The organism is Paraburkholderia fungorum, from assembly GCF_900099835.1.
GTDB lineage: Bacteria > Pseudomonadota > Gammaproteobacteria > Burkholderiales > Burkholderiaceae > Paraburkholderia > Paraburkholderia fungorum_A.
This window is the reverse complement of record NZ_FNKP01000003.1, coordinates 1343861-1363679: the sequence shown is the minus strand read 5'-3', so window position 1 is coordinate 1363679 and position 19819 is coordinate 1343861. Positions and strand designations below refer to the sequence as shown.

19 protein-coding genes and 1 pseudogene are annotated in these 19819 nt (G+C 58.5%); 11 read left to right on the top strand and 9 right to left on the bottom strand.

The window, feature by feature from the left end:
- Nucleotides 1-370: 370 nt before the first annotated feature.
- Nucleotides 371-826 (bottom strand): hypothetical protein, encoded by a 456-nt coding sequence (locus tag BLS41_RS40330; RefSeq protein WP_436972079.1) that lies wholly within the window; start codon nt 824-826, stop codon nt 371-373.
- Nucleotides 827-1829: 1003 nt separating this feature from the next.
- Here BLS41_RS40330 and BLS41_RS35265 point away from each other — a divergent pair.
- Nucleotides 1830-3542: a ShlB/FhaC/HecB family hemolysin secretion/activation protein gene (locus BLS41_RS35265; RefSeq protein ID WP_074772904.1), complete on the top strand. Its 1713-nt coding sequence runs from the start codon at nt 1830-1832 to the stop codon at nt 3540-3542.
- Between the two features lie 204 nt (nt 3543-3746).
- Nucleotides 3747-6188: a two-partner secretion domain-containing protein gene (locus tag BLS41_RS35260; RefSeq protein ID WP_083380244.1), complete on the top strand. Its 2442-nt coding sequence runs from the start codon at nt 3747-3749 to the stop codon at nt 6186-6188.
- A gap of 20 nt (nt 6189-6208) precedes the next feature.
- Here BLS41_RS35260 and BLS41_RS39805 read toward each other — a convergent pair whose 3' ends face one another.
- The 4 genes and pseudogenes from BLS41_RS39805 to BLS41_RS35240 all read right to left on the bottom strand — a co-directional run bounded on the left by BLS41_RS39805 (nt 6209) and on the right by BLS41_RS35240 (nt 8577).
- Nucleotides 6209-6442: a response regulator gene (locus tag BLS41_RS39805; protein ID WP_290439545.1), complete on the bottom strand. Its 234-nt coding sequence runs from the start codon at nt 6440-6442 to the stop codon at nt 6209-6211.
- A 468-nt stretch (nt 6443-6910) separates the two neighbouring features.
- Nucleotides 6911-7354 (bottom strand): annotated as a pseudogene (locus BLS41_RS35250) (lipid II flippase family protein); the annotation flags it as partial.
- A gap of 177 nt (nt 7355-7531) precedes the next feature.
- On the bottom strand, nt 7532-8098 hold the full coding sequence (locus BLS41_RS35245) for a hypothetical protein (RefSeq protein ID WP_074772895.1): 567 nt from the start codon (nt 8096-8098) through the stop codon (nt 7532-7534).
- Nucleotides 8099-8235: 137 nt separating this feature from the next.
- Nucleotides 8236-8577 carry an immunity protein Imm33 domain-containing protein gene (locus BLS41_RS35240; protein WP_074772892.1) on the bottom strand — a complete coding sequence of 114 codons (342 nt, stop codon included), beginning with the start codon at nt 8575-8577 and terminating at the stop codon, nt 8236-8238.
- Nucleotides 8578-8797: 220 nt separating this feature from the next.
- Here BLS41_RS35240 and BLS41_RS35235 point away from each other — a divergent pair, with 220 nt between their 5' ends.
- Complete coding sequence (locus tag BLS41_RS35235) at nt 8798-9199, top strand: PPC domain-containing DNA-binding protein (protein ID WP_074772889.1); 402 nt, start codon at nt 8798-8800, stop codon at nt 9197-9199.
- A gap of 206 nt (nt 9200-9405) precedes the next feature.
- Here BLS41_RS35235 and BLS41_RS35230 read toward each other — a convergent pair whose 3' ends face one another.
- Nucleotides 9406-10299 (bottom strand): LysR substrate-binding domain-containing protein, encoded by an 894-nt coding sequence (locus BLS41_RS35230; protein ID WP_074772886.1) that lies wholly within the window; start codon nt 10297-10299, stop codon nt 9406-9408.
- Between the two features lie 165 nt (nt 10300-10464).
- Between BLS41_RS35230 and BLS41_RS35225 the strand changes: the two genes are divergently transcribed.
- The 4 genes from BLS41_RS35225 to BLS41_RS35210 all read left to right on the top strand — a co-directional run bounded on the left by BLS41_RS35225 (nt 10465) and on the right by BLS41_RS35210 (nt 13216).
- Entirely contained in the window at nt 10465-11010 is a 546-nt protein-coding gene (locus BLS41_RS35225) for a sugar ABC transporter (protein ID WP_074772883.1), read from the top strand.
- A gap of 7 nt (nt 11011-11017) precedes the next feature.
- Nucleotides 11018-11344: a tautomerase family protein gene (locus tag BLS41_RS35220; RefSeq protein ID WP_074772880.1), complete on the top strand. Its 327-nt coding sequence runs from the start codon at nt 11018-11020 to the stop codon at nt 11342-11344.
- A 21-nt stretch (nt 11345-11365) separates the two neighbouring features.
- A complete protein-coding gene (locus BLS41_RS35215) occupies nt 11366-12211 on the top strand; it encodes an MBL fold metallo-hydrolase (RefSeq protein ID WP_074772877.1) in 846 nt (281 codons plus the stop codon).
- A gap of 477 nt (nt 12212-12688) precedes the next feature.
- Nucleotides 12689-13216 carry a hypothetical protein gene (locus tag BLS41_RS35210; protein ID WP_074772873.1) on the top strand — a complete coding sequence of 176 codons (528 nt, stop codon included), beginning with the start codon at nt 12689-12691 and terminating at the stop codon, nt 13214-13216.
- 109 nt (nt 13217-13325) lie between these two features.
- Here the strand turns inward: BLS41_RS35210 and BLS41_RS35205 are convergent, their stop codons facing one another.
- A complete protein-coding gene (locus BLS41_RS35205; protein ID WP_074772869.1) occupies nt 13326-13874 on the bottom strand; it encodes a GNAT family N-acetyltransferase in 549 nt (182 codons plus the stop codon).
- A gap of 131 nt (nt 13875-14005) precedes the next feature.
- A complete protein-coding gene (locus tag BLS41_RS35200) occupies nt 14006-14947 on the bottom strand; it encodes a LysR family transcriptional regulator (protein ID WP_074772866.1) in 942 nt (313 codons plus the stop codon).
- 105 nt (nt 14948-15052) lie between these two features.
- Here BLS41_RS35200 and BLS41_RS35195 point away from each other — a divergent pair, with 105 nt between their 5' ends.
- The 3 genes from BLS41_RS35195 to BLS41_RS35185 are packed head-to-tail and all read left to right on the top strand — an operon-like array spanning nt 15053 to nt 17196.
- Entirely contained in the window at nt 15053-15787 is a 735-nt protein-coding gene (locus BLS41_RS35195; RefSeq protein WP_074772863.1) for an SDR family NAD(P)-dependent oxidoreductase, read from the top strand.
- 13 nt (nt 15788-15800) lie between these two features.
- Nucleotides 15801-16568 carry an SDR family NAD(P)-dependent oxidoreductase gene (locus BLS41_RS35190; protein ID WP_074772859.1) on the top strand — a complete coding sequence of 256 codons (768 nt, stop codon included), beginning with the start codon at nt 15801-15803 and terminating at the stop codon, nt 16566-16568.
- A complete protein-coding gene (locus BLS41_RS35185; protein ID WP_436972072.1) occupies nt 16540-17196 on the top strand; it encodes an NADPH-dependent F420 reductase in 657 nt (218 codons plus the stop codon). Before BLS41_RS35190 ends, BLS41_RS35185 begins: the two co-directional genes overlap by 29 nt.
- Nucleotides 17197-18649: 1453 nt before the next feature.
- On the opposite strand, the gene BLS41_RS35180 is transcribed toward BLS41_RS35185, so the two are convergent.
- Nucleotides 18650-19537 (bottom strand): AraC family transcriptional regulator, encoded by an 888-nt coding sequence (locus BLS41_RS35180; protein WP_074772852.1) that lies wholly within the window; start codon nt 19535-19537, stop codon nt 18650-18652.
- Between the two features lie 135 nt (nt 19538-19672).
- Between BLS41_RS35180 and BLS41_RS39290 the strand changes: the two genes are divergently transcribed.
- Complete coding sequence (locus BLS41_RS39290) at nt 19673-19819, top strand: SDR family NAD(P)-dependent oxidoreductase (protein ID WP_216350640.1); 147 nt, start codon at nt 19673-19675, stop codon at nt 19817-19819.

Genomic DNA, 19819 nt, shown 5'->3' with positions numbered 1-19819 from the left:
TTCCGACAACGTTGCGAATGACGGACCCTTGAAGGCACCTTTCGGCGGATCGGCCATATTGGACACAATACTGGCCACCGGCTCAATCAGCCGGCCTTAGCTGACATCGGGACGGACTGATTGCTACTTCAGCAATGTGGCTGACTGCAATCGGAAGTCTGGCATGGCGGCCGATTGCCGTTTTGTCAATCAGCGAACTCACCCTATCGACCCATACGGGACGGTCAAGACCGCAGAGAGCAAACGTTCGCGATGTCGTCAGCTGCGTGTGGACAGCATATGAAGCTTGCGCAGGAAGTTTTTCCTTTGTCCCACTTGCGAAAAAAAATTACGGCAGCGTAGGCGCTCATTGAGTCATCGGAGTCACCACTCATGCCCTTACCCGGTAGGCTTCACCACATTGAGCTAAACGTCTCTTCACTAAAAGTCTCGCTAAAATTCTGGAAGCCACTTCTCGAGCGATTTGCATATGTCGAATACCAGGCTTGGGACAGTGGCCGGAGTTACAAACTCGATGACACATGTATTGTTTTTGTTCAAACCAGCGAGTCGCTGTCGGTGGACGGACACGATCGTAGACGCGTCGGATTGAATCATCTTGCATTCTCTGCTGCCTCACGCCAGCAGGTCGATGAGATAACGCTTTGGATAGCCGTTCGGTTTTTGCTTCTACCTCGGCCGGTTGTGTTCGGTCGGCAGTCTCCAGTGCTTCCAGATAGCGCTGAATGTTCTGCTCGATTTGTTCCTGACGCTTTGCGACCTTGTTAGGTGTGAAGTTGTTATCGCGGCTGTTGACCGCTTTGAACTTGCTGCCGTCGATGGCCACAACTGCTTGCGTGAAGAGTTTCAGGTCACGGCATATCACCACGAGGCGCCGACATACATTGCGGATACGCGTTATTGCACGTGCAGCGGCCGCCACAATTCACGGACCACTTTGCCGGCAAATTTCATGGCCCACCTTATATCCAATCGATCTACTGGTGGTCGCGCGGGCTGATCGGACAGCAAAGGAGGTCCTCGATTTCCTTGTTTTCCCCAAAGGTAGTCTCGGTCCACATAAGCTGACCATCCTTACTGAAGAAAGCCGCTCAAGACTGAACATGTTTCGGCATCTGAACCTAAAGATCCTGCTGGCGCTCGCCGAACGTAGTCCACTTGAGGCATTCAATGCACACTGAACAATCCCGGGCAGTAAGCATCCCTTTGGAACGTATCAGAATTTTGAATCCGAGGGCTCGTAACAGACGAAAGCACCAGGAGATAGTGGAGAGCATCGGCGCGGTTGGCCTGAAGCGGCCTATTACCGTGAGCAGGCGTGAAGATATCGAACGGCATAAGTGTCTCCTAACGTCATCGAGATATCACCACGAGTTGGACTGAGCTGCCTGTGTCAGTCCGTCTCGTACACGACGGATATCTAGTCACGTGCAGCACGCGCGCACAGTTTTCGCCCGATCATCCTGAATTTGACCCGAAGACTCATCGGTGACGTAGTGGGAGTCCTCAGGAAACGCTAAACAAATGGTCTCCCGTAAGTCAGGGGAGCCGGTGCGTCCCGCCTCTAAATGGTCATTGATTTTCCGAGTCACCTGCTATTCTCACACCGAAGCCTTCTTTAGCATTGCAACGTCTGCAATCTCCGTGACGGAGGATGTATGCCGCTAGTGTCACCCATCCGACTCTTCGCAACACGCCGTTACGACCGTCATGTCTTCCGGTCGTGGCCGTCGCTCGAAAATTGAACGCAGCGGATCGTGGCGAACCGCTCCCCCCTGGCATCGCGAACGCTACAAGGCCACGCCGGACTTGCCATTGCCGCATCCTGCATGTGCTGGACCGTGTGCGTTCACTCTGCGTGGGCGCAGGCGTGGCGAGACGTCGCCCCGCCGTCGACGCCGCGAACATCGCCGCCCTCCTCGCTCAATCCGCCCGCAGCAGCGCAGGATCGTTCCACGCAGATTGCCGTCGCCTCGCTAGCCGGACTGATGTTCGACGCCGAGAATCCCGCGACGCCTAGGCCGACTTCGTCGCCCGCGTCTCCCCGCATCGCCGCCGAAGGCTTACCCCTGCTCGATGCAACATTTCTGCAAACGTTCGAGCCGGACCTGGACAAGCCGCTCACCTTCGGCCGGCTCGCCGACATCCGGCGCGCGGTGGTCGAGCGTTATCGCAAGGCGGGCAAACCGCTCGTCGATGTGTACGTGCCCGAGCAGGATGTCAGCTCGGGTGTCGTGCATATCGCCGTCGTCGAATTCCGCCTGGGCAAAGTCCGCGCCAGCGGCAACCGTTATTTCTCGGACCGGCTGCTCACGGGCGAAATGCCGCTTCGGTCCGGCGCGCCCATTCCGCAATCGGCGATATCGGCAGGATTGGCGGTGCTCAACGCCAACCCTTATCGGCACATCGACGTCGTTTTCGCTCCCGGCGATGTCGCCGATTCGACCGACGTGATTCTGCAAACGCAGGACCGTCTGCCGCTACGCGTGAATGCGGGCTATGACAACGCAGGCGTGCCCGACCTCGGCCGTGATCGCTTCTTCGCAGGAATCGACTACGGCAATCTGTTCGGACTCGATCAGCACATCGCTTACCAATTCACTGCCAGCAACGATTTTTTCAGCGGCAATCCCGCAATCGAAGGCCGTCCGGACCATGCGCGCTTCACCGCGCACGCGCTCAACTACATCGCGCCGCTGCCATGGGGCGACAGCATCGAACTGTTCGGGGTATACGCGCAAAGCACGCCGCGTCTGCCCGACAGTTACGGACAGACGGGCATTTCCGCGCAACTCAGTGTCCGCTACGACTGGCGTCTTCCGGGTACAACCGACACCCAGCAAATGATCCAGGTCGGCTACGACTACAAGCGCAGCAACAACGATCTGGAATTCGGCGGCTCGCAGGTGTTCGGTTCGAACACCCACATCCACCAGTTTCTGTGGATCTACACAATCAGCAAGCCTGTCGATGCAGGACCGGAGAGCGCGTCGGCCACGCTCGTCGCCAGCCCGGGCGGCCTCGGCGACGCCAACGACGACGAGGCCTTCGCTGCGTCACGAGCAGGAGCCGCCGCCCGCTATGTCTATCTGCAACTGGCGGCGCAGCGGGCCTTCGCGCTCGGCGGCGGCTTCACGCTGAACACACACGGCGCGTTTCAATGGACGCCCGACACGTTATTGCCGAGCGAAGAAATGGGCCTGGGCGGCGAGTCCAGTGTGCGCGGCTACACACCCTATGTGGTGCTGGGCGACCGCGGCTGGAATCTGCAGACCGAGTTGCGCACACCGGCGTGGCCGTTCGGCACGAGCAATGCATTGGCGCAGCCCTTCGTGTTCGTCGACGCGGGACATGTTTGGAATCGTATCGCTCAACCCACTGAGATCAGCAACGGTTCGCTGGTCAGTGTCGGCGCGGGCGTACGCTTCCAGTGGTCGCGTTTCGTCGAATTTCGCTGCACCTATGGCGTGCCGTTGAGAGCGCCGACACCGGGTGGATCGAAAGCGCCCATGGTGTTGCTGTACGTGTCGATCGGCAGCTAGCCGGACTGCGGCGCACACAGCGAAACGCGCCACATCCCCCCGCAATCGCCAAAACCTGGCGCAAAAAGACGGGGTTATAAGGCTTCGCCCGGCCTGCACGTCTGGTAAGCTGAAATGCTCTCTACCCATCGATCCAGCGGGATCTTCTGCAATCGGTGGCTTGCCATCCGGCAAGGATGGCGCAGTCAAGACAAGGAGGCATGTATGTCTTGTCAGTTGTCCTTCCAATCCCTTCCCCATAATCCCGCCAACCGTCGCCGCAACTCACCGGGCCTGATGTTTATCGGCTTGTCACTTGCCGGGCTGATGCCGGCATCCATTGCTTTTGCCAGCGGCGTTCTGCCTCAAGGCGGTCATTATGTCAGCGGTCAGGGCTCGATCGCGGCCAGCGGCAATAACGTTATCGTGACGCAGCCCGGTTCGAGTCGCGGCGTAATCGACTGGCGCAATTTCTCGATCGGCAGCAACAACACCGTCACGTTCGACAACGGCTCGGGCGCAACGCTCAACCGTGTCACGGGTATGTCACCTTCGGCCATTCTCGGCCGGCTCAGCGCAACCGGCAGCGTGTATCTGATCAACCCGCAGGGCATCGTCGTGGGACCGTCCGGTGTGATCAGCACAGGCGGACGTTTTGTCGCGTCCACGCTCGACGTCTGCAACTGCGCGTTCATGAACGGCGATACGCTCACGCTGTCCGGTCAATCGAATGCGGCCGTCATCAACCTTGGCAAAATCAGTTCGAGCGGCGGCGATGTGTTCCTTGTTGCACGGCGCGCAGTCGTCAACACCGGCACGGTAAGCGCGCCGAACGGCACCGCTGAATTCGCGGTTGGCCAGCAGGTATTGCTGCAGGATTCGTCGAGCAGCCGGCAGGTGTTCGTGCAGACAGGCAGTAATGGCAGCATCGCCGATACAGGCACGGTGCGCGCTGCCCAGATCAATCTCGAAGCCGCGGACGGCAACATCTATGCGCTCGCGGGGGGCGGCTCCCGCCTGCGCGCAAGCGGTACGGCCACTCGCGACGGCCACGTCTGGCTGGTCGCGGACGGCGGTCTCGTCGACCAACGCGGCAAGATCGTGGCAAGCAACGCGGACGGCAGCGGGGGCACCGTCGATACGCAAGCCGCGCGCCTCGCATTCGGCGATCGTGCGGTCGTCACGGCAGCCCAATGGAACCTGTCGACGCCTGCTTTCACGATCGACCCTTCCGCAGCTGGCGCGTTGCAACGCAGCCTGAATGCGGGCACGTCCGTCGCCGCAACGGCCAGCGGCGCCAACGGTGCGACAGGCGACCTCGATGTGGCAGCCAGCCTGCGGTGGAACGGGCCGGCATCGCTCACGCTCGCTGCGTATCACGATGTTTCGGTCGCCAGCGGGACGACGCTCGCGAATCAGGGCACCGGCAATCTGAATATGCGCGCGGACGCGACGGCCATCGACAACGGCAGCAGCGTGGTGAACAACGGCACTATCGACTGGTCGGCGAGCACGGGTAACGTGAGCGCTTTCTACGACATGAACGGAACGTACAGCGCGGGTTCTCAACTGGCCAACGCAGCATGGGTGCCCGGCGCGTACAGCGGGCTCGTCACCCAGATCACCGCCTACAAGCTGGTCAATTCGTTGACCGACCTGAAGAACGTTGCGCTGGATCTCGGCGGCAACTATGCGCTCGGTGCCGACATCGACGCGAGTGCGAGCAGCAACGGTTCTTACGTGCCGCTCGGCAACGCCGTGACGCCATTTACCGGTCAGTTCGACGGCGAGGGCCACACCATCAATGCGCTGACGCTGGAGGCCTGGACGCCATCCACACCATACGATCCGCAACTGATCGGCATGTTCGGCAGCATCGGCGGCAAGGGGGTCGTGCGGAATCTGAACCTGAACGGCACCGGAGCCAACAACGATCTCAATCCGCTGTTCGGCGGTTTGTACGCTGACATGGGCATGCTGGCCGGCGAGAACGCTGGAACGGTCGTTCGTGTCAACGTGTCGGGCACGTTGAGCGGCGGCAACTTCAGCATCGTGGACGAAGGCGTGGCAGGCGGCCTGACGGGCGACAATACCGGCACGATCTTGCGCTCGTCGAGCAGCGTCGCGGCCACGACGGGTGGCACGCTGGGTGGCCTCGCGGGCGCGAACGAAGGGAGCATCTCGCAATCGTTCGCCACCGGCGCGCTGGTGTCGTCGGGCTATATCAACGAAGGCGCGGGCGGGTTGGTCGGCATCAACTTCGGCTCGATCAGCCAATCTTATGCGACCGGACCCACAACGCTGTCCGGTTACTGTCGTGGTGCGGCCGGCACGCCGTGCGGTGGCGCCGCGCTGGTTGCGATCAACAACGGGACCATCAGCCAGTCGTTCGCCACCGGTCTCGTGACGCAGCCGTTCTATGAGCCGATAGGTGTGGCCAGAACCAATACCGGAACCATCGCCAATGATGTCTATTGGAATCAGGATACGACTGGTGCAACGGTCGGTGTGGTGTACGGCACGACGATTCCCGCCGCGAACGGGCTCACCAGCGCACAGATGAGCACGCCGGCTTCGTTCCAGGGGTACGACTTCAGTTCTGCGGGCGTGTGGGCCATGCCTGCGGGCGCCACGCATCCGGTTCTGAGGTGGCAGCTCACGCGGTGAGTGCATCGGCCGTGCATTTTTTATGTGCCGCCTCCCCGTCTATCGACGGAGGCGGCACGGCGTTTGCCTCTTCTCGATCGGGCGCGGATTCGCGCGGGCTTTTCGCGCATACCGACATCGATAATCGCAACCTCCGGACGCAGCTCCTTCATCAAAGGTAGCGCGTCTCGCCCGTTGTCTGCTGTAGTGACCCCGTGACCTTCGAGCTCAAGCAACACAGCCAGTGCCTGAAGGGCATCACGGTTGTCATCCACGAGTAACAGTCGCACCGTGGTCGTTACCAGACTGGTCCCGGCGATATTGAGAGCGTCATCTGCCGACGCTCTCAATATCGGCAACCTCAGCGTCGCAGAAATGCCACGTCCAGGGATCCGCGCGTCTGACCGTAGAATACGATCGCGCCAGCTATTCCCACCTGGTCAGTTCTCGATCGTTTGGTCGCCAAGCAGGTGACTTGCGCCCTGTCGATCTTGATCACGAGCAGATTGCAGATGTTGTCTCGAAGGTCACCGGTCACAACGTTGTCTATGCAGTCTTATCGCTCAAGCGGTGCCGGGGGGCCGAAGTAATCCGACCTTTCCGAATTCGTGACTCAGTATTTCGAGGAAGTAGCAGTGGACTATTAGAACAGCGTTTTTTCAGGAACGAGCGATGTGGATGCTCGAATCATCTGAATTCCGCCTCGCTGAACTCCTCGCGGACTTTGATGCTTGCGCTACCGTTTTGGAGATGTTTTGGCGTGACGGAATACGTACACCGTCACGCATATAGTTGATGCCGCCGCGACTGAAAATGTGGAGCAAAAGACGCGGCAATGAACGATTGGCTTGAAAGTGCTCGACGGCGCGACTGAAATAGCGCTGGAACGTTGGTATCAGCAGCGCGCCGACTATGCTTGCCGCAGTGGCTGTAACCAGAAAGAGACGAAAGTCACTGAGCAACCCGCCTTCCAGATGCTGAGCTATATCAAGCTCGACCCGTTTGGCGATGAACGGCCCTTGAAACGAGTTCGCCGTTCGGGAGACAAGGGCGATGATCCCGAACAAAGAGAACGACACGGCGATACGCCGCGTGCGAACGCCTGCGATCCGTACCGCATAGGCCAGCGTCGCGATGACGTGAATTACGAATGTAAGTCCGCAGATGATGAAAAGCTGGTTGTCCATGCTATCGCGACGAGGTTGGGCAAGTGTTGGAGTCTACCGGAGCCCGTCCCCGTTCCGATTGTCATCAAACTGACGGTCGATGTCGAACGTCCGACCGATCCTTGCCGTACTCGGTCTCGTGCATTTTTCATTGAATCGATTCGCTGCTCATACCAAAAGACCGTGGTGGTGCAACTGCTAGTGAAACACGATCGCGCCGTTCTCCGCACACTTCTTGAAGGCCTTCATCCAATTACCATAGGACTCTAAAAAATTGGCATCCGGCACTTGTTCAGCCTGACTACGGTACCGGACGAAATCACGGTAGACCTTTCGGCACACGTCTGGACCAATAACGCCTTCTGCATCCGAGAAGTCGATCAACTCCCAAAACGGGCCGCCTTCCAGTTTCCATACGGTCTCGTCGTATCTCACTTCGACCGCGTTGTCCCGCCTGGAAAGCGTCGGCTCGTATCCGGCCAGCTTTGCCAGTTCATTGCGCCAGATGTTGTAGCCGCTATACGAGCCCGCTCTGAAGTCGAAAGAGGATTTGAACTGGTAGACCTTTTCAGCCTCAAGTCCGCGAAAACGCTCAGGGAAATCCACCGGAGACAGAATGACTTGATTCTCTCCTTGCGGCCTACCCTCCGATGACACGACTGGTGATTTGACTTCCGTCAATTCGCTATATGCAGTGACGTCTAGCCCAGCGTGCGCGATGGGGATAAAGAGTAACGAAAACGGGAAGAAAAGAATTCGCTTCATAGTTCAATCGATTTGACGAGGTCCGCCAAGTGTCCTTAACGACATTATCGGCACGGCAGGTACATTTTTGAATCGCTTGAGATGGTTATCGGATGATCAACGATTTGAGCGCGCCCGCCGAAAGACCGCTTCGGCCGTTACGAGCTTTCAGAGACCAGCAGCTCACCATCGAACCAGACATCCTCGTAGTCCGGCGCAAGCAATACACGCCATCCCGGCGGCAGTGCCAAGTAAGGGACAATGTTCGGACAGCGCTCGATCAAGTGGGCGACATGAAGCGGCTGATAGAAGTCAGCGTCCGGTGAGTGCTCGCCACCGTAAATATACCAACCAGACGTACCGTTTTCCGGGGTTAGCCGAACCGCGTGAAGCGGCACGTTCTCAAGAGATCCAAGCGCGATCCCTACCTTCTGGCTCGCCTCGGGCGGCATGTATTCTGCACCGAATCGGTGGCAAACGTTTCTTTGATCATTGGACATGGTCGCGCAATATGCTTAGCTCGTCGTGATTGTCGCCGATCCTGCGAGGTTTGCTGGATGTCCCAAGTTGGCCGTCTTCGCCTGCTGCCGAGGTCGATCCCCGCCGGTTGCCGGATTGTCGCTCTTACGGCCGCTGTTATGCACGAGAACTGGCTCTCAATTGCGGCCGGCCTCATTCCACCTTAACCTGTCACCCAACTCTCAAACCCGGAACTGCACGATGCAAGCACATCCTCTGCGCCTCTATCCCGGCGACGATCTCCGAGTCGCCCTCGAAGGCGTGCTGCCTCACCTCAAGGTGCAAGCGGCCTTCGTTATCCAAGGCATCGGAAGTCTCAGCGTTGCCCAGCTTCGATTTGCCGGGGATCAGAATCTGACTCAACTGTGCGACGATCTGGAAATCCTGACGCTCGCGGGGTCCATATCAACTAATGGAGCGCATTTGCACATGTCGGTTTCCGATCCACACGGTCGTGTGTGCGGTGGTCATGTTGGACACGGTTGCACCGTCCGTACAACAGCGGAGATTTTGTTGGCGCTTCTTCCTGAACATTGCTTCTCCCGTGAGCACGACTTAAGTTCAGGGTTCATGGAACTGGTGATACGAAATGAACCACGTTGAAGTAGATTCGACGTACCCGTCTGGACGCGCTGACGAATGAGGTTTTCGACCCGTTACGGTCTGTCAACTCGATGCGACATTTGTGGCGGCTTTCCAGATACAACGGCAGTTCATCGATTCGCGACGGTGAATTCGAAGCGACGCGGCCGCCTAGCGAGGGAGACTGCGGAAGCACGGCTGTTTTGCGATGTGCGTGAGACGCTGCTTTAAGCTTCCATGTCCCGGGCTTCGTGAAGAATCCATTTCGCAAATGCCTGTAATGGCTCTCCACTCAACTCGAGCGGCTCAGGAAGAACAAGGCAGAAGTTTTTGGTGATCGCTTTGCCGTCCGGCCAAGGCGCGACCAAACGACCCTGTTCAAGCTCTGCCTCGATGTAAAGACGCGGCACCAATGCGACACCCAGGCCGGCCAGCGCCGCCTCGATCAGCATCGAATGGAGGTCGTAACGTGCGCCAACCGCCGAGTTGGTCAGCACGATGCCGGCCTCCTGGGCATAAAGTTGCCACGCGTCCGGATTTTGTCGCCGGTGAAGGCGAGGCAACTCATCCAGCGATATGTTCGAAACGGCCTCGGCGAGCAGCGCCGGACTACAGACCGGCACCAACACCTCCTCCAGCAGACGATGCAGATGCATCCCCGCCCAGGCCGGATGCTCGAAATGGATTGCCGCGTCGAAACCGCTACCAGCAAGAATGAACGGTTCCATGCATTCGGCAATGTGTACGGTGATGTTCGGATGCTTATGTTGAAAGCTTTTCAGTCGAGGGATAAGCCAGCGGGTGGCGAAGGTCGGAATGGCGGCAATATCAATGCTCGCGCCCTCAATGGGTTGCCCCATCAGATACAGGCTGTCCCGTTCCAGCCGATCCAGGATCTCGCGAACCTGCACCGCGTATCGCGTGCCGTTGGGCGCAAGCCGAACCCGGTTTCCAACGCGCTCGAACAGCGCGACACCCAAAAACTCCTCCAGGCGTCCAATCTGACGACTGATGGCACCCTCGGTCAGCGCTAGTTCGTCGGCCGCGCGGGCGAAGCTGCCGTGTCGAGCTGCGGCCTCAAAGGCCAACAGCGCGGAATTGCTTGGAATCTTACGTCGCATCGAAGTCTTGCCGGTGGTATGCGTTGGATGCCAGCTTGAGCAAACGTCAATGAAGGCTGACTTTATATCGCTATATACGGGAAAAACATCAGATTAGCATTACGTTACTGCAATGAACATGAATCGATTGCAGCAATATGCCCAGTCGCAACGAAGGACAATCTGATGATCTACACCGTAGAATGCAGCTTCGCCGATCCCACCAGCGAAGCCGAATGGAACGACTTCTACAGCCTTGAAAAGCTGCCCGCCCTCATTTCGGTGACCGGCTTTCATACGTCGCAGCGCTTCAAGTCGATCAGCGACGGCTGCCCGGTCTACCTGGCCGTTCACACGATCGACGGTCTCGATGTTCTGACAGGCGACGAATATCGCCAGAAAGGCGGCGGCAATTTCGCGAAGTGGCAGCAACATATCATCGACTGGCACCGGAATCTCTACAGCGATATCGGACTTGCGCCGGCGGTCAACGCAGACGAACTCCTCGCGCTTTGTGCAAACGGCCCCGAACCTCTGATCCAGATGGGCCTCACCCCGTTGGGGATGCAAGCCGTTGCGCTGGAGAAGTTTCCGAAACGCCGCTGGCTCGCAAAATTGCCTCGGCAAGCCGTCCAGCTTGTCGGGAGAATGTCTGAAGACGTCCACCTCTATTCGCCGATGACGGAGCAACTGACAAGCTCCCGAAGCGCTTCGGCAGAACAGGTGAAATAGATCCGCGATGCCCAACGTAACGATAAATATCCCGGCGGAGCACATGCCGCCTCATGAGAAGCTCGCTGAGCTGTCCCGCGACTGCGTCGAACTCTGCGCAGGTGTCCTTCAAGCGGCGCCCGAAAACGTTCATGTCATCTATGTCGAGGTTCGGCATGGGCACGGATATCCCGTCTTCGCGGAAATCCAATATCGCGTCGAAACGTTTCGCACGCCGGCAGTCATGGACCAGTTCATGGAAGCGTTGGACGATGCCATCGCGCGTTGCACCGGTGTCACGGCGCGCATCCGTTGTTTTGGTTATCCCGCGTCGAATATTCACGCCCGAAATTAGAAAGTCCTCCGGAGACGCATCATGTCCACCTTTGCTTTTCCAAGTCAGCAAGCCGGGGATTTCACGATCACCGCGATCAGCGACGGCTACCTCACCGCGAGCCTGGAATTCCTGTCGAATATCGACCCGTCCGAGGCCTCCAGAATGCAAAGCGATGCAGCGCAGAAGGAGCCCTCCGCTGTGCATATCAACTGCTACCTGGTACGAGGAGCGGGCCGCACAATTCTTATCGACGGCGGGGCCGGAGGCATCAAGCAATGGGGCGGCCGTCTGAAAACCAACTTATCGCTTGCCGGCGTCGAACCAGCCGAGATCGACACGATCCTGCTCACACACGCCCATCCCGACCATGTCGGAGGACTGGTGGACATAGCCGGACAGATTGCCTTTCCGAATGCGGAGCTTGTTACTCATCAGCGAGAGGTCGCATTCTGGCGGGATGACGGAAATCTGAGTCGTGCCAGCGAGCGTGCGCGCGGTAACTTTGCGATAGCGCGTCAGGTGTTCGACGGCTACCGCGACAAGCTTCGCACTTTCGATGAGGGGGAAGTCCTTCCCGGTATTAGCGCGATGCCGCTGCGGGGGCACACAGATGGACACTCCGGATATCTTCTCGAATCCCATAATCAGGGCGTGCTTGTATGGGGAGATATCGTTCATTTTCCTCATATCCAGGTTCAACGGCCCGACGTATCGATTGCATTCGATCAAGACCCTTCCCAGGCAGCAGATACACGATCACGGCTTCTGGACCTAGTCAGCTCGGAGGGACTTTTGATCGCCGGTATGCATTTGGGGGAACTAGGCTTCGCGCGAATCAAGCGAACGAGCGGGAGCTACGGTCTGCATTACGAGACCGAAGCATGAGGCCGATAACAAAAGCGATTATGTCTGATACCAAGCCGGCACTCTGCGCTGGAGCAACTACGAACACTGCGAGGCCGTGACAACAGCGTTGGCCGCTTCGTGGTTTTTGAGGCACATTCCAACGGCACTAACAAAGCGGCCGCTTGGGCCGACGAAGGCGCATTGTGTCTTTGTCAAACGGACGGCCGCTTACAGGCTGAAGCCAACGCCTGACCGTCCAGCCGACGACGCATGTGAACGGCGGGTTGGTGGCCGCACACTGCATCTTGCATCGGCACGTCCGCGAGCTGTTGCGGACGACCGCCCCTAGGGGACCCGGAACGGACTCGCACGTCGTTTGCTAGCTGCCATTGATGGCCCCACGCAGGTCATGGCATCGCTTTGAAAGCCTATGCAAGAGAGCCAAAGAGAGAATGTTAATATCGTCCCGATATCAAGCCGAAAGAGCAGTGAATATTACCAACGGGGGCGACGACCATGGACGATGCCGATACTAAAAACAAGACGCTAACGATCCCGCGCACATCGGGAAAAGCGTTGTCTGTGCTTGTCGTGTTAATGGTTTGTTTTTTGGTGATTTTCGCGCTCCGAGCAGGCCATTTTCTTTCCGTCACGGCGACCACTGTTGCTGCCGCAGTATGTAGCGTGGTTTGGCTGCTGGGACTGCTTTCAAGTGAAGTATGTGTGTTCACAAGTCATCCACGGTCAATGCGCATCGAGCGATGGATCGTAGATGCCCGGGTACACGCAAAACTGATCGATATCGATGCGGTACGCTGGATTCGATCACGTTGGACCATACAGGGTCTAACGCTGGAACTCGGAGTTGAAAACTCCTGGGACACAATCGAGGTTCAGACGACTTACATGTCGACACAGGAATTTGCACTCGCGCGTGGCGAACAAGAGTCGAGAGTTAATGAACTTCGCGCTTCTATTGCGCAGTTGCTCAATATCAAAGATGCAGGATGGGAGAAATATCCGACTCAACGAGCTTCGTCCTAATGCTCAGCTTTTTGCCGTATCCAAGTGAGAAAGAAGCATTCTGTGCAGTGCTCAAAGCCTCGAACGTCGGCTTTCGAGTTCGCAACCCGATGACCGCATGTGGCCGGTGCTAGACCGTTACTAACCTTCCGATCCGCAGGGTCATCGTGACGTCGTCAACAGAGCGCCCGAATATCCGAAACCTGTCCATCCGTCGTCCGACTTCGACGAAACTCAAAGAGCGGTAAAGTTCAATCGCGGCATAGTTGTCGCTGAACACGGAAAGGTCTATCCATTCGATGCCATTGCGCATAGCGAAATCTATAGCCTCTTTCATCAACCGCCGCCCTAAGCCCTTGCGGTAAAAACTCTCCTCGACTCCAATGCCAAGGCTTGCACGATGTAACTCCGTCGATATGCCCGATCCGGATAAATCGAGATGTGCTATGAAGCGCGAGTCGGGACATTCCACTGCCCACGCTCGCAACCATGTCGGCTGAGCCAAAGGGTTTGCCAAGCCCTTTTCAAAACGTGCGCGTCGCTCGGGTGATTTGAAGTCAACGGATTCGATTGCAGAGAAAAACGGACGACCATCGCGTCCTGATTCAGCGATCTGCCGGTTCATATGCTCCGCCCGACGTTCGAAATCAGAGACCGTCAAAGGAACAATTGCTGTCATCCCAATTCCTTGGTGATTTTGCACTTGCGGGATTGTCACCGATTTGGGCGAACAAAGGGAATGGCCGGTGTTGGCGGAACCTGACCAGTACCCACACCACGTCCTGAACCGCCACTTCGCGGAACAACCCATCATCGACCACGCTTGACGCGGGCCATGGTCTTCCCACCCTTCGTGGAGGGACGACGCTTGCCAAAGAGCTCGACCAGCCGTGTCTCGCATTCGGAAAACGAGTACCCGCGTCGCTGCGAGATCATGAACGTGAGGGGGCGCATGTGCCATGCGCGCCGTCGGAGTTCGACCAGCGTTCCCGTCGCCAGGTCTTCCGCGACCAGATGATGCGGCATGTGCCCCCAGCACAGGCCTGCCTTCAGCAAATCGTGCTTCGCGCCGAGGTCGTTCACGAGCCACTGGCGCTCACTGGCGACCCCCTGTTGTGTCTTTTCCGCATCGGGTTGATTGTCGGTGACGACAAGCTGAATGTGCCGGCCGAATTCCTCGCGAGGGACCGGCCCTGCAATGGCGGCTAGCGGATGCGATGGCGCACAGACCGTCACCATTTGCGCGTCACATAGATGCAGCCTTTCTATCGCACCTGAGCCCAGTTCCGGCACATCCGCGATCGTCACCGCCAACGCGCACGCGCCGTCGAGAAGCAGACGCTCGCCTCCCTGCATCGTTGTCATGCGCAGATTGATGGCGATCGTCGGAAAGTCCGCCTGAAGCGTAAGCAGAGATTCGATCAGAAGCGCACGCGGGAAATAGGTATCGACGGCAATCGAGACCTGCGGCACACCGGCTTCGGCAATCGACACCGCGCGCATCTTCATTTCCTCGGTGCGGGAGATCACGCCGCGCGCATCGGGCAGGAGGCTGCGGCCCGCAGGAGTCAGCGTCGCTTTGCGCGTGTTGCGCTCGAACAGCAAGACGTCAAAGGCAGTTTCGAGCGCGTTGACTGCGTGACTGATGGCCGACTGCGCACGCATCAATTCGCGCGCAGCCCCGGAAAAGCTGCCTTGGTCGCACACGGCAACAAAAGCCCGAAGTTGATTGATCGTAACGTTGTCGAGCATGGCTATCTAAAAAGTAGATGGGATTGATAGATATTCAGTCAATTGTCTTCATCAATCAAGCGTTCCAGAATCGAGGTTCTCACTTTGTTTTGAAGGACGCATCACATGAACAGGTTAAATGGAAAGACTGCCGTAATCACCGGCGGCGCGACCGGCATCGGCCGCGCGGCGGCAAAGCGCTTCATCGACGAGGGCGCGTTCGTATTTATCTTCGGCCGCCGGCAAGCAGCGCTCGATGCGGCCGTGGCCGACCTCGGGCCGAAAGCCCGCGCGGTGAAGGGCTCGGTCTCCGATCTGGCGGATCTCGATCGACTGTACGCGGCGGTAAAGGCCGAACGTGGGACCCTCGACATCGTCTTCGCCAATGCCGGGGCGGGAAGCATGCTTCCGCTCGGGAAGATTACCGCTGAACACATCGACGAAACCTTCGACACCAACGTGAAGGGCACCATTTTCACGGTCCAGAAAGCGCTGCCGCTGATGAGCCAGGGCGGTTCGATCATCCTGACCGGATCGAGCGCCGGCACGACCGGCGCCCCGGCAATGAGCGCCTACAGCGCGAGCAAGGCGGCGGTGCGCAACCTCGCCCGGAGCTGGGCGGAAGACCTGAAGGGCAGCGGCATCCGGGTCAACGTGCTGTCACCCGGGGCGACCGCGACCGAACTCGCGAAGGAGGCGCTAGGCGAGGAAGGCCAGAAGGTCTTCGCCTCGATGACTCCGCTCCTGCGCATGGCTGACCCGGCGGAGATCGGGGCGGTGGCGGCCTTTCTCGCATCGTCGGACAGCAGCTTCATGACAGCCAGCGAGGTTGCCGTTGACGGCGGTCTGGCGCAACTTTGAGGAGAGCAATCAAATGGCACACTCACTAAAGGGCAAAACCGCTCTCGTTACCGGAGCATCGCGTGGCATCGGCCGCGCCATCGCCGAACGTCTTGCAAAGGACGGTGCGACGGTCGCACTGAGCTACAACGCCAGTCAATCGGCAGCAGACGAGGCAGTCGCGGCAATCGAGAAAGCCGGAGGCGCTGCGTTCGCGATCCATGCAGATCTCGTTGATCCGGCGAGCGTCCCGGCCCTGTTCGAGAAACTCGACGACGAATTTACCCGGCGCAACGGAAGCAAAGCCCTCGACATTCTGGTCAACAACGCCGGCAATTCTGGCTGGGTCGGCTTCAGGGACGCGACACCGGACAGTTGGGACACCCTGATGGCGGTGTACGCCCGCGCACCTTTCTTCATCGTTCAGGCCGCTCTGGATCGTCTCGCCGATGGTGGACGCATCATCAACATCTCTTCTGCTGCCGCCACGAAGCCCGTCACGGCAGCACCCGTCTACTCGATGGCCAAAGCGGCCATCAACAACCTGACCCACACGCTCGCGGCCGAGCTGGGGCCGCGCGGAATTACTGCGAACGCTGTCGCGCCGGGCTACACGCGGACGGACGCGAACGCCGCCTTCCGGGAGAATCCCGAGCTCGTGAAGGCAGTCGAGGCCGAAATCGCGCTGGGACGCTTCGGCGAACCTTCAGAAATCGCCGCCGTCGTGGCGTTCCTGGCTTCCGACGATGGTCACTGGGTGACCGGCCAGACGATTGAAGCGAGCGGCGGCTACAAGCTCTGACCGCGCAGGAAAACCAAAGGAGAATCTCATGAGCTACGCAATCATCGGTTTCGGCAAGATCGGCCAGGCTCTGGCCAAGGCGTTTGCCCGCAGCGGCATCGAAGTATCCGTTGCAACCACGCGTGACCCGGCGAGCTTTGCATCCGATGCGGCCGCGATCGGGCCCACGATCATTCCCACAACTCTGACGGAAGCCGTCAAAGCGGAAGTCGTCTTTCTGGCTGTCCGTTTCGAGTCGCACCCGGAGGTCGCAAAGACGCTGACCGACTGGAAAGGGAAGATCATCATCGACGCAATGAACACGCAAGCCCCGCTTGAGGAGCTGGACGGGCATCCATCCTCGGCGGTCGTCGCGAAGGCGTTCACCGGTGCCGATCTGGTCAAAGGGTTCAACCATCTGGTCGCGGCCGTCCTTGGCCAGGACCCGGCCGTACACGGTGGCCGGAGAGTCGTGTTTCTCTCGAGCGACGACAACCGCGCCGCAACGGAAGTTGGTGCGCTTGCGGCAAGACTCGGTTTCGCGCCAGTCGAACTTGGCGGGATTTCTGAAGGCGGGCTGCTCGTTCATGCTCGCGGAACTAGCTGGGGGCAACTGATCTTCAAGGACTTGATCAAGTTCGACCGATGAATAACAGCTGCCGGGAATATCCGCCAGGTCGAATGGCCGATTACCCGGCACAACCGAAGTTTGACCGTCCCAACGGGAAGGCTCAGGAATGACGCATCGTCGCTGCAACTTGACGGACTCACCATGAGCAGAGTTCGCGCGACTGCCGATGTTCGTAGTTCAGCTGCCGCGCGACAGCGACGCACCGCTTTCCAGTCGTTCGGAATGCGATGCGGGCGAGTGTCGGGTTTCGGAAGGAGGTGAATGAGTGTTGACGGCCCTTTAGGGACGCTGACGCTACTCAACAACGGTCATCAGATCATAGGAGCCAGACAAGCGCCTACCTGTCGTTCTTGGCACTCCCCGATAGTTGGTATTGCGCTCACAGACTACAGCGGATATCCGAACATGCCGAGCGATTGCCGGGCGGCATGACCGGCGGCAATGAGCGCTTCCGCAACGCTCGCCCGGTCTGGTAAGCCATTGCAATAATGCATTTATCTTTGAAAAAAAATTCCAAGGTGCTGCGGCGAGAATAGGACTCGAAGGAACGTACACACCAACACGGTTTGACAGACAACATCAACATGAAACGGCCGATGAAATCCTCAAAGACTTGCCCGACGCGACACCCGCGAAGCAACATTTTTCTGGGGTTTTATGTATTCGTTGCCACTGCAGTGGCTATCCACTTCTTTGTTAATACATCAGAGAAATTGTTCGTGATTTTCATCACGACATCCACGCTCATTTATGGTCTTATCGGTTGGGGCGGCCATGTGATCTCTAAATATCGTCGACGGGACTAAGGCCGCGGTTAAGGATCAAAACCGCATAGCGGTGGCCCGACCGAGGTGTAGTCGTGATTGTTGAGCCGCGATGGCCCTAGGATATCGAGATGATAGAGGCAATCAGGCCGTCATTGTCAACATTGAAGCCGCAGTGACGAACGTCTCAAACTGGCCGATAGGATGAGGTTCCCAGCGCCTGCTTATCGATGCTCCAGATCGAAAATCTGAATCTGGCTGGGTGACCGGTTTGGAGAAACCTATCTGACCGAAGTGGATCGGGAGGGTGAGTTCGCAAATGCAGGATGCTGCCGTTGAATTGGTCGCTGTGGCCAGCGTCAGCATTCCGCCACATTGCTGACGCACAAGCGGCACGCCCCAGTGACCGCAATGGCCGAATAGGGAATCGTCCCCTGAAAAGTTCGCCGAGGTTCCGGCGCCGCCAACCTCAGAATCATCGACCTATTCCACGGACATTGCTCGAACGCCTGAAACCCTTTTCTGGCAAGCCTTTTCGTCATGTCCCTACTCCGCCAACTAACGGGTTCTATCGACCAAACCATTCAGATACCTGATGATCGAGCGGCCGAATACGGATGACCGCGTCATACCTTTCAACGAAGGTTCGCGTGGGATGTCCGATTCGCGGGGCCAAAACCGCCCGAGCCAGATCTTTCGCAGGGTTCTCATACGTTCCGAAGTTCTTGCGTCGCTCTCGCAAGGTCTCTGGAAGGCGGCAAGCCGAACAGACGGGCATATTCCCGGCTGAACTGATTAGGGCTTTCGTAGCCCACCCCGAATGCGATCGACGTCGCGCTTCCCTGCCCTGAGATCAGTTGCGACCGCGCGTGCAACAACCGGATTCGCTTCTGATACTGCAACGGACTTAACGCCGTCACTGCCTTGAAATGGCGATGAAACGCCGACACGCTCAATGCCGCCATTTCGGCCAGCGCATCCACCCTGATCGGCTCGGTAAAGTTGCGTCGTATCCAGTTGATTGCGACACCGATCCGCGCAAGCGCCGTGTCCGGCGAGGCGATGTCTCGCAGCATCCAGCCGAGCGGCCCCTGAAGCACCCGGAACAGAATCTCCCGCTCGTAAGCCGGTGCGAGCACTGCGATCTCGTCCGGCCGCTCCATCAGCCGGAGCATGCGAATCCAGGCGTCGAGAAGCTCGCCATTAACCGGCGCAACCGAGAACCCCGAACCGAACAGCGTGCTGCAGACCTGCGCGGGCAAATCGCGGATAAGCGCCGCGACGATAGCGGAGTCGAGAGTCAGGCTGACCGCAAGATACGGTTCGCCAGTCGCGGCCGGATGGACGGACCCGACGGCCGGCAGATCGACAGACATGACGAAGTAGGTCGCCGGGTCATAGCGAAAGGTCCGGTCGCCGACCGTCATCGTTTTGGATCCCGTCAGGATCAGGTTGACCATTGGATCGTAGACAGCGGCGAGCTGGTGCTCGGGGATTTCACCCTGGACCATCGCGATACGCGGAATGCCGGTTTCCGTGCGCCTGTTCTCGGCCCCGGAAGCCAGTGCTCTCAGTTCTTGCAGTTGCTTGTCCATCGTCCGACCCTAACAGGGGCCACCTGGGTAAGCAAGGAGAAAGCAGAAATAGGCAAGTTTCGAGGAGGATCGGGTGAGTGCATGGTGATCGATATCCGTAGTCTCCTGTTACACCATACATAGCAGGAGAGATGCATGAAGATCGTCATCGTGACCGGAAGCAGTCGCGGCATTGGGGCCAGCACCGCACTCGGATGCGCGAAACGCGGGATGGGCGTGGTCGTCACTTACAACACCAACCCGGACGAAGTCGGCGGCGTCATCGCCAGCCTGCTGTCCTAA

What these genes read in the sequence shown, in the direction of transcription:
- BLS41_RS35265 (WP_074772904.1), top strand. Translation starts at nt 1,830, where the DNA reads ATGTGCTGGACCGTGTGCGTTCACTCTGCGTGGGCGCAGGCGTGGCGA.
- BLS41_RS35245 (WP_074772895.1), bottom strand. Translation starts at nt 8,098, where the DNA reads ATGAAGCGAATTCTTTTCTTCCCGTTTTCGTTACTCTTTATCCCCATC.
- BLS41_RS35240 (WP_074772892.1), bottom strand. Translation starts at nt 8,577, where the DNA reads ATGTCCAATGATCAAAGAAACGTTTGCCACCGATTCGGTGCAGAATAC.
- BLS41_RS35220 (WP_074772880.1), top strand. Translation starts at nt 11,018, where the DNA reads ATGCCCAACGTAACGATAAATATCCCGGCGGAGCACATGCCGCCTCAT.
- BLS41_RS35200 (WP_074772866.1), bottom strand. Translation starts at nt 14,947, where the DNA reads ATGCTCGACAACGTTACGATCAATCAACTTCGGGCTTTTGTTGCCGTG.
- BLS41_RS35215 (WP_074772877.1), top strand. Translation starts at nt 11,366, where the DNA reads ATGTCCACCTTTGCTTTTCCAAGTCAGCAAGCCGGGGATTTCACGATC.
- BLS41_RS35195 (WP_074772863.1), top strand. Translation starts at nt 15,053, where the DNA reads ATGAACAGGTTAAATGGAAAGACTGCCGTAATCACCGGCGGCGCGACC.
- BLS41_RS35260 (WP_083380244.1), top strand. Translation starts at nt 3,747, where the DNA reads ATGTCTTGTCAGTTGTCCTTCCAATCCCTTCCCCATAATCCCGCCAAC.
- BLS41_RS35205 (WP_074772869.1), bottom strand. Translation starts at nt 13,874, where the DNA reads ATGACAGCAATTGTTCCTTTGACGGTCTCTGATTTCGAACGTCGGGCG.
- BLS41_RS35230 (WP_074772886.1), bottom strand. Translation starts at nt 10,299, where the DNA reads ATGCGACGTAAGATTCCAAGCAATTCCGCGCTGTTGGCCTTTGAGGCC.
- BLS41_RS35225 (WP_074772883.1), top strand. Translation starts at nt 10,465, where the DNA reads ATGATCTACACCGTAGAATGCAGCTTCGCCGATCCCACCAGCGAAGCC.
- BLS41_RS39290 (WP_216350640.1), top strand. Translation starts at nt 19,673, where the DNA reads ATGAAGATCGTCATCGTGACCGGAAGCAGTCGCGGCATTGGGGCCAGC.
- BLS41_RS35190 (WP_074772859.1), top strand. Translation starts at nt 15,801, where the DNA reads ATGGCACACTCACTAAAGGGCAAAACCGCTCTCGTTACCGGAGCATCG.
- BLS41_RS35235 (WP_074772889.1), top strand. Translation starts at nt 8,798, where the DNA reads ATGCAAGCACATCCTCTGCGCCTCTATCCCGGCGACGATCTCCGAGTC.
- BLS41_RS35180 (WP_074772852.1), bottom strand. Translation starts at nt 19,537, where the DNA reads ATGGACAAGCAACTGCAAGAACTGAGAGCACTGGCTTCCGGGGCCGAG.
- BLS41_RS35210 (WP_074772873.1), top strand. Translation starts at nt 12,689, where the DNA reads ATGGACGATGCCGATACTAAAAACAAGACGCTAACGATCCCGCGCACA.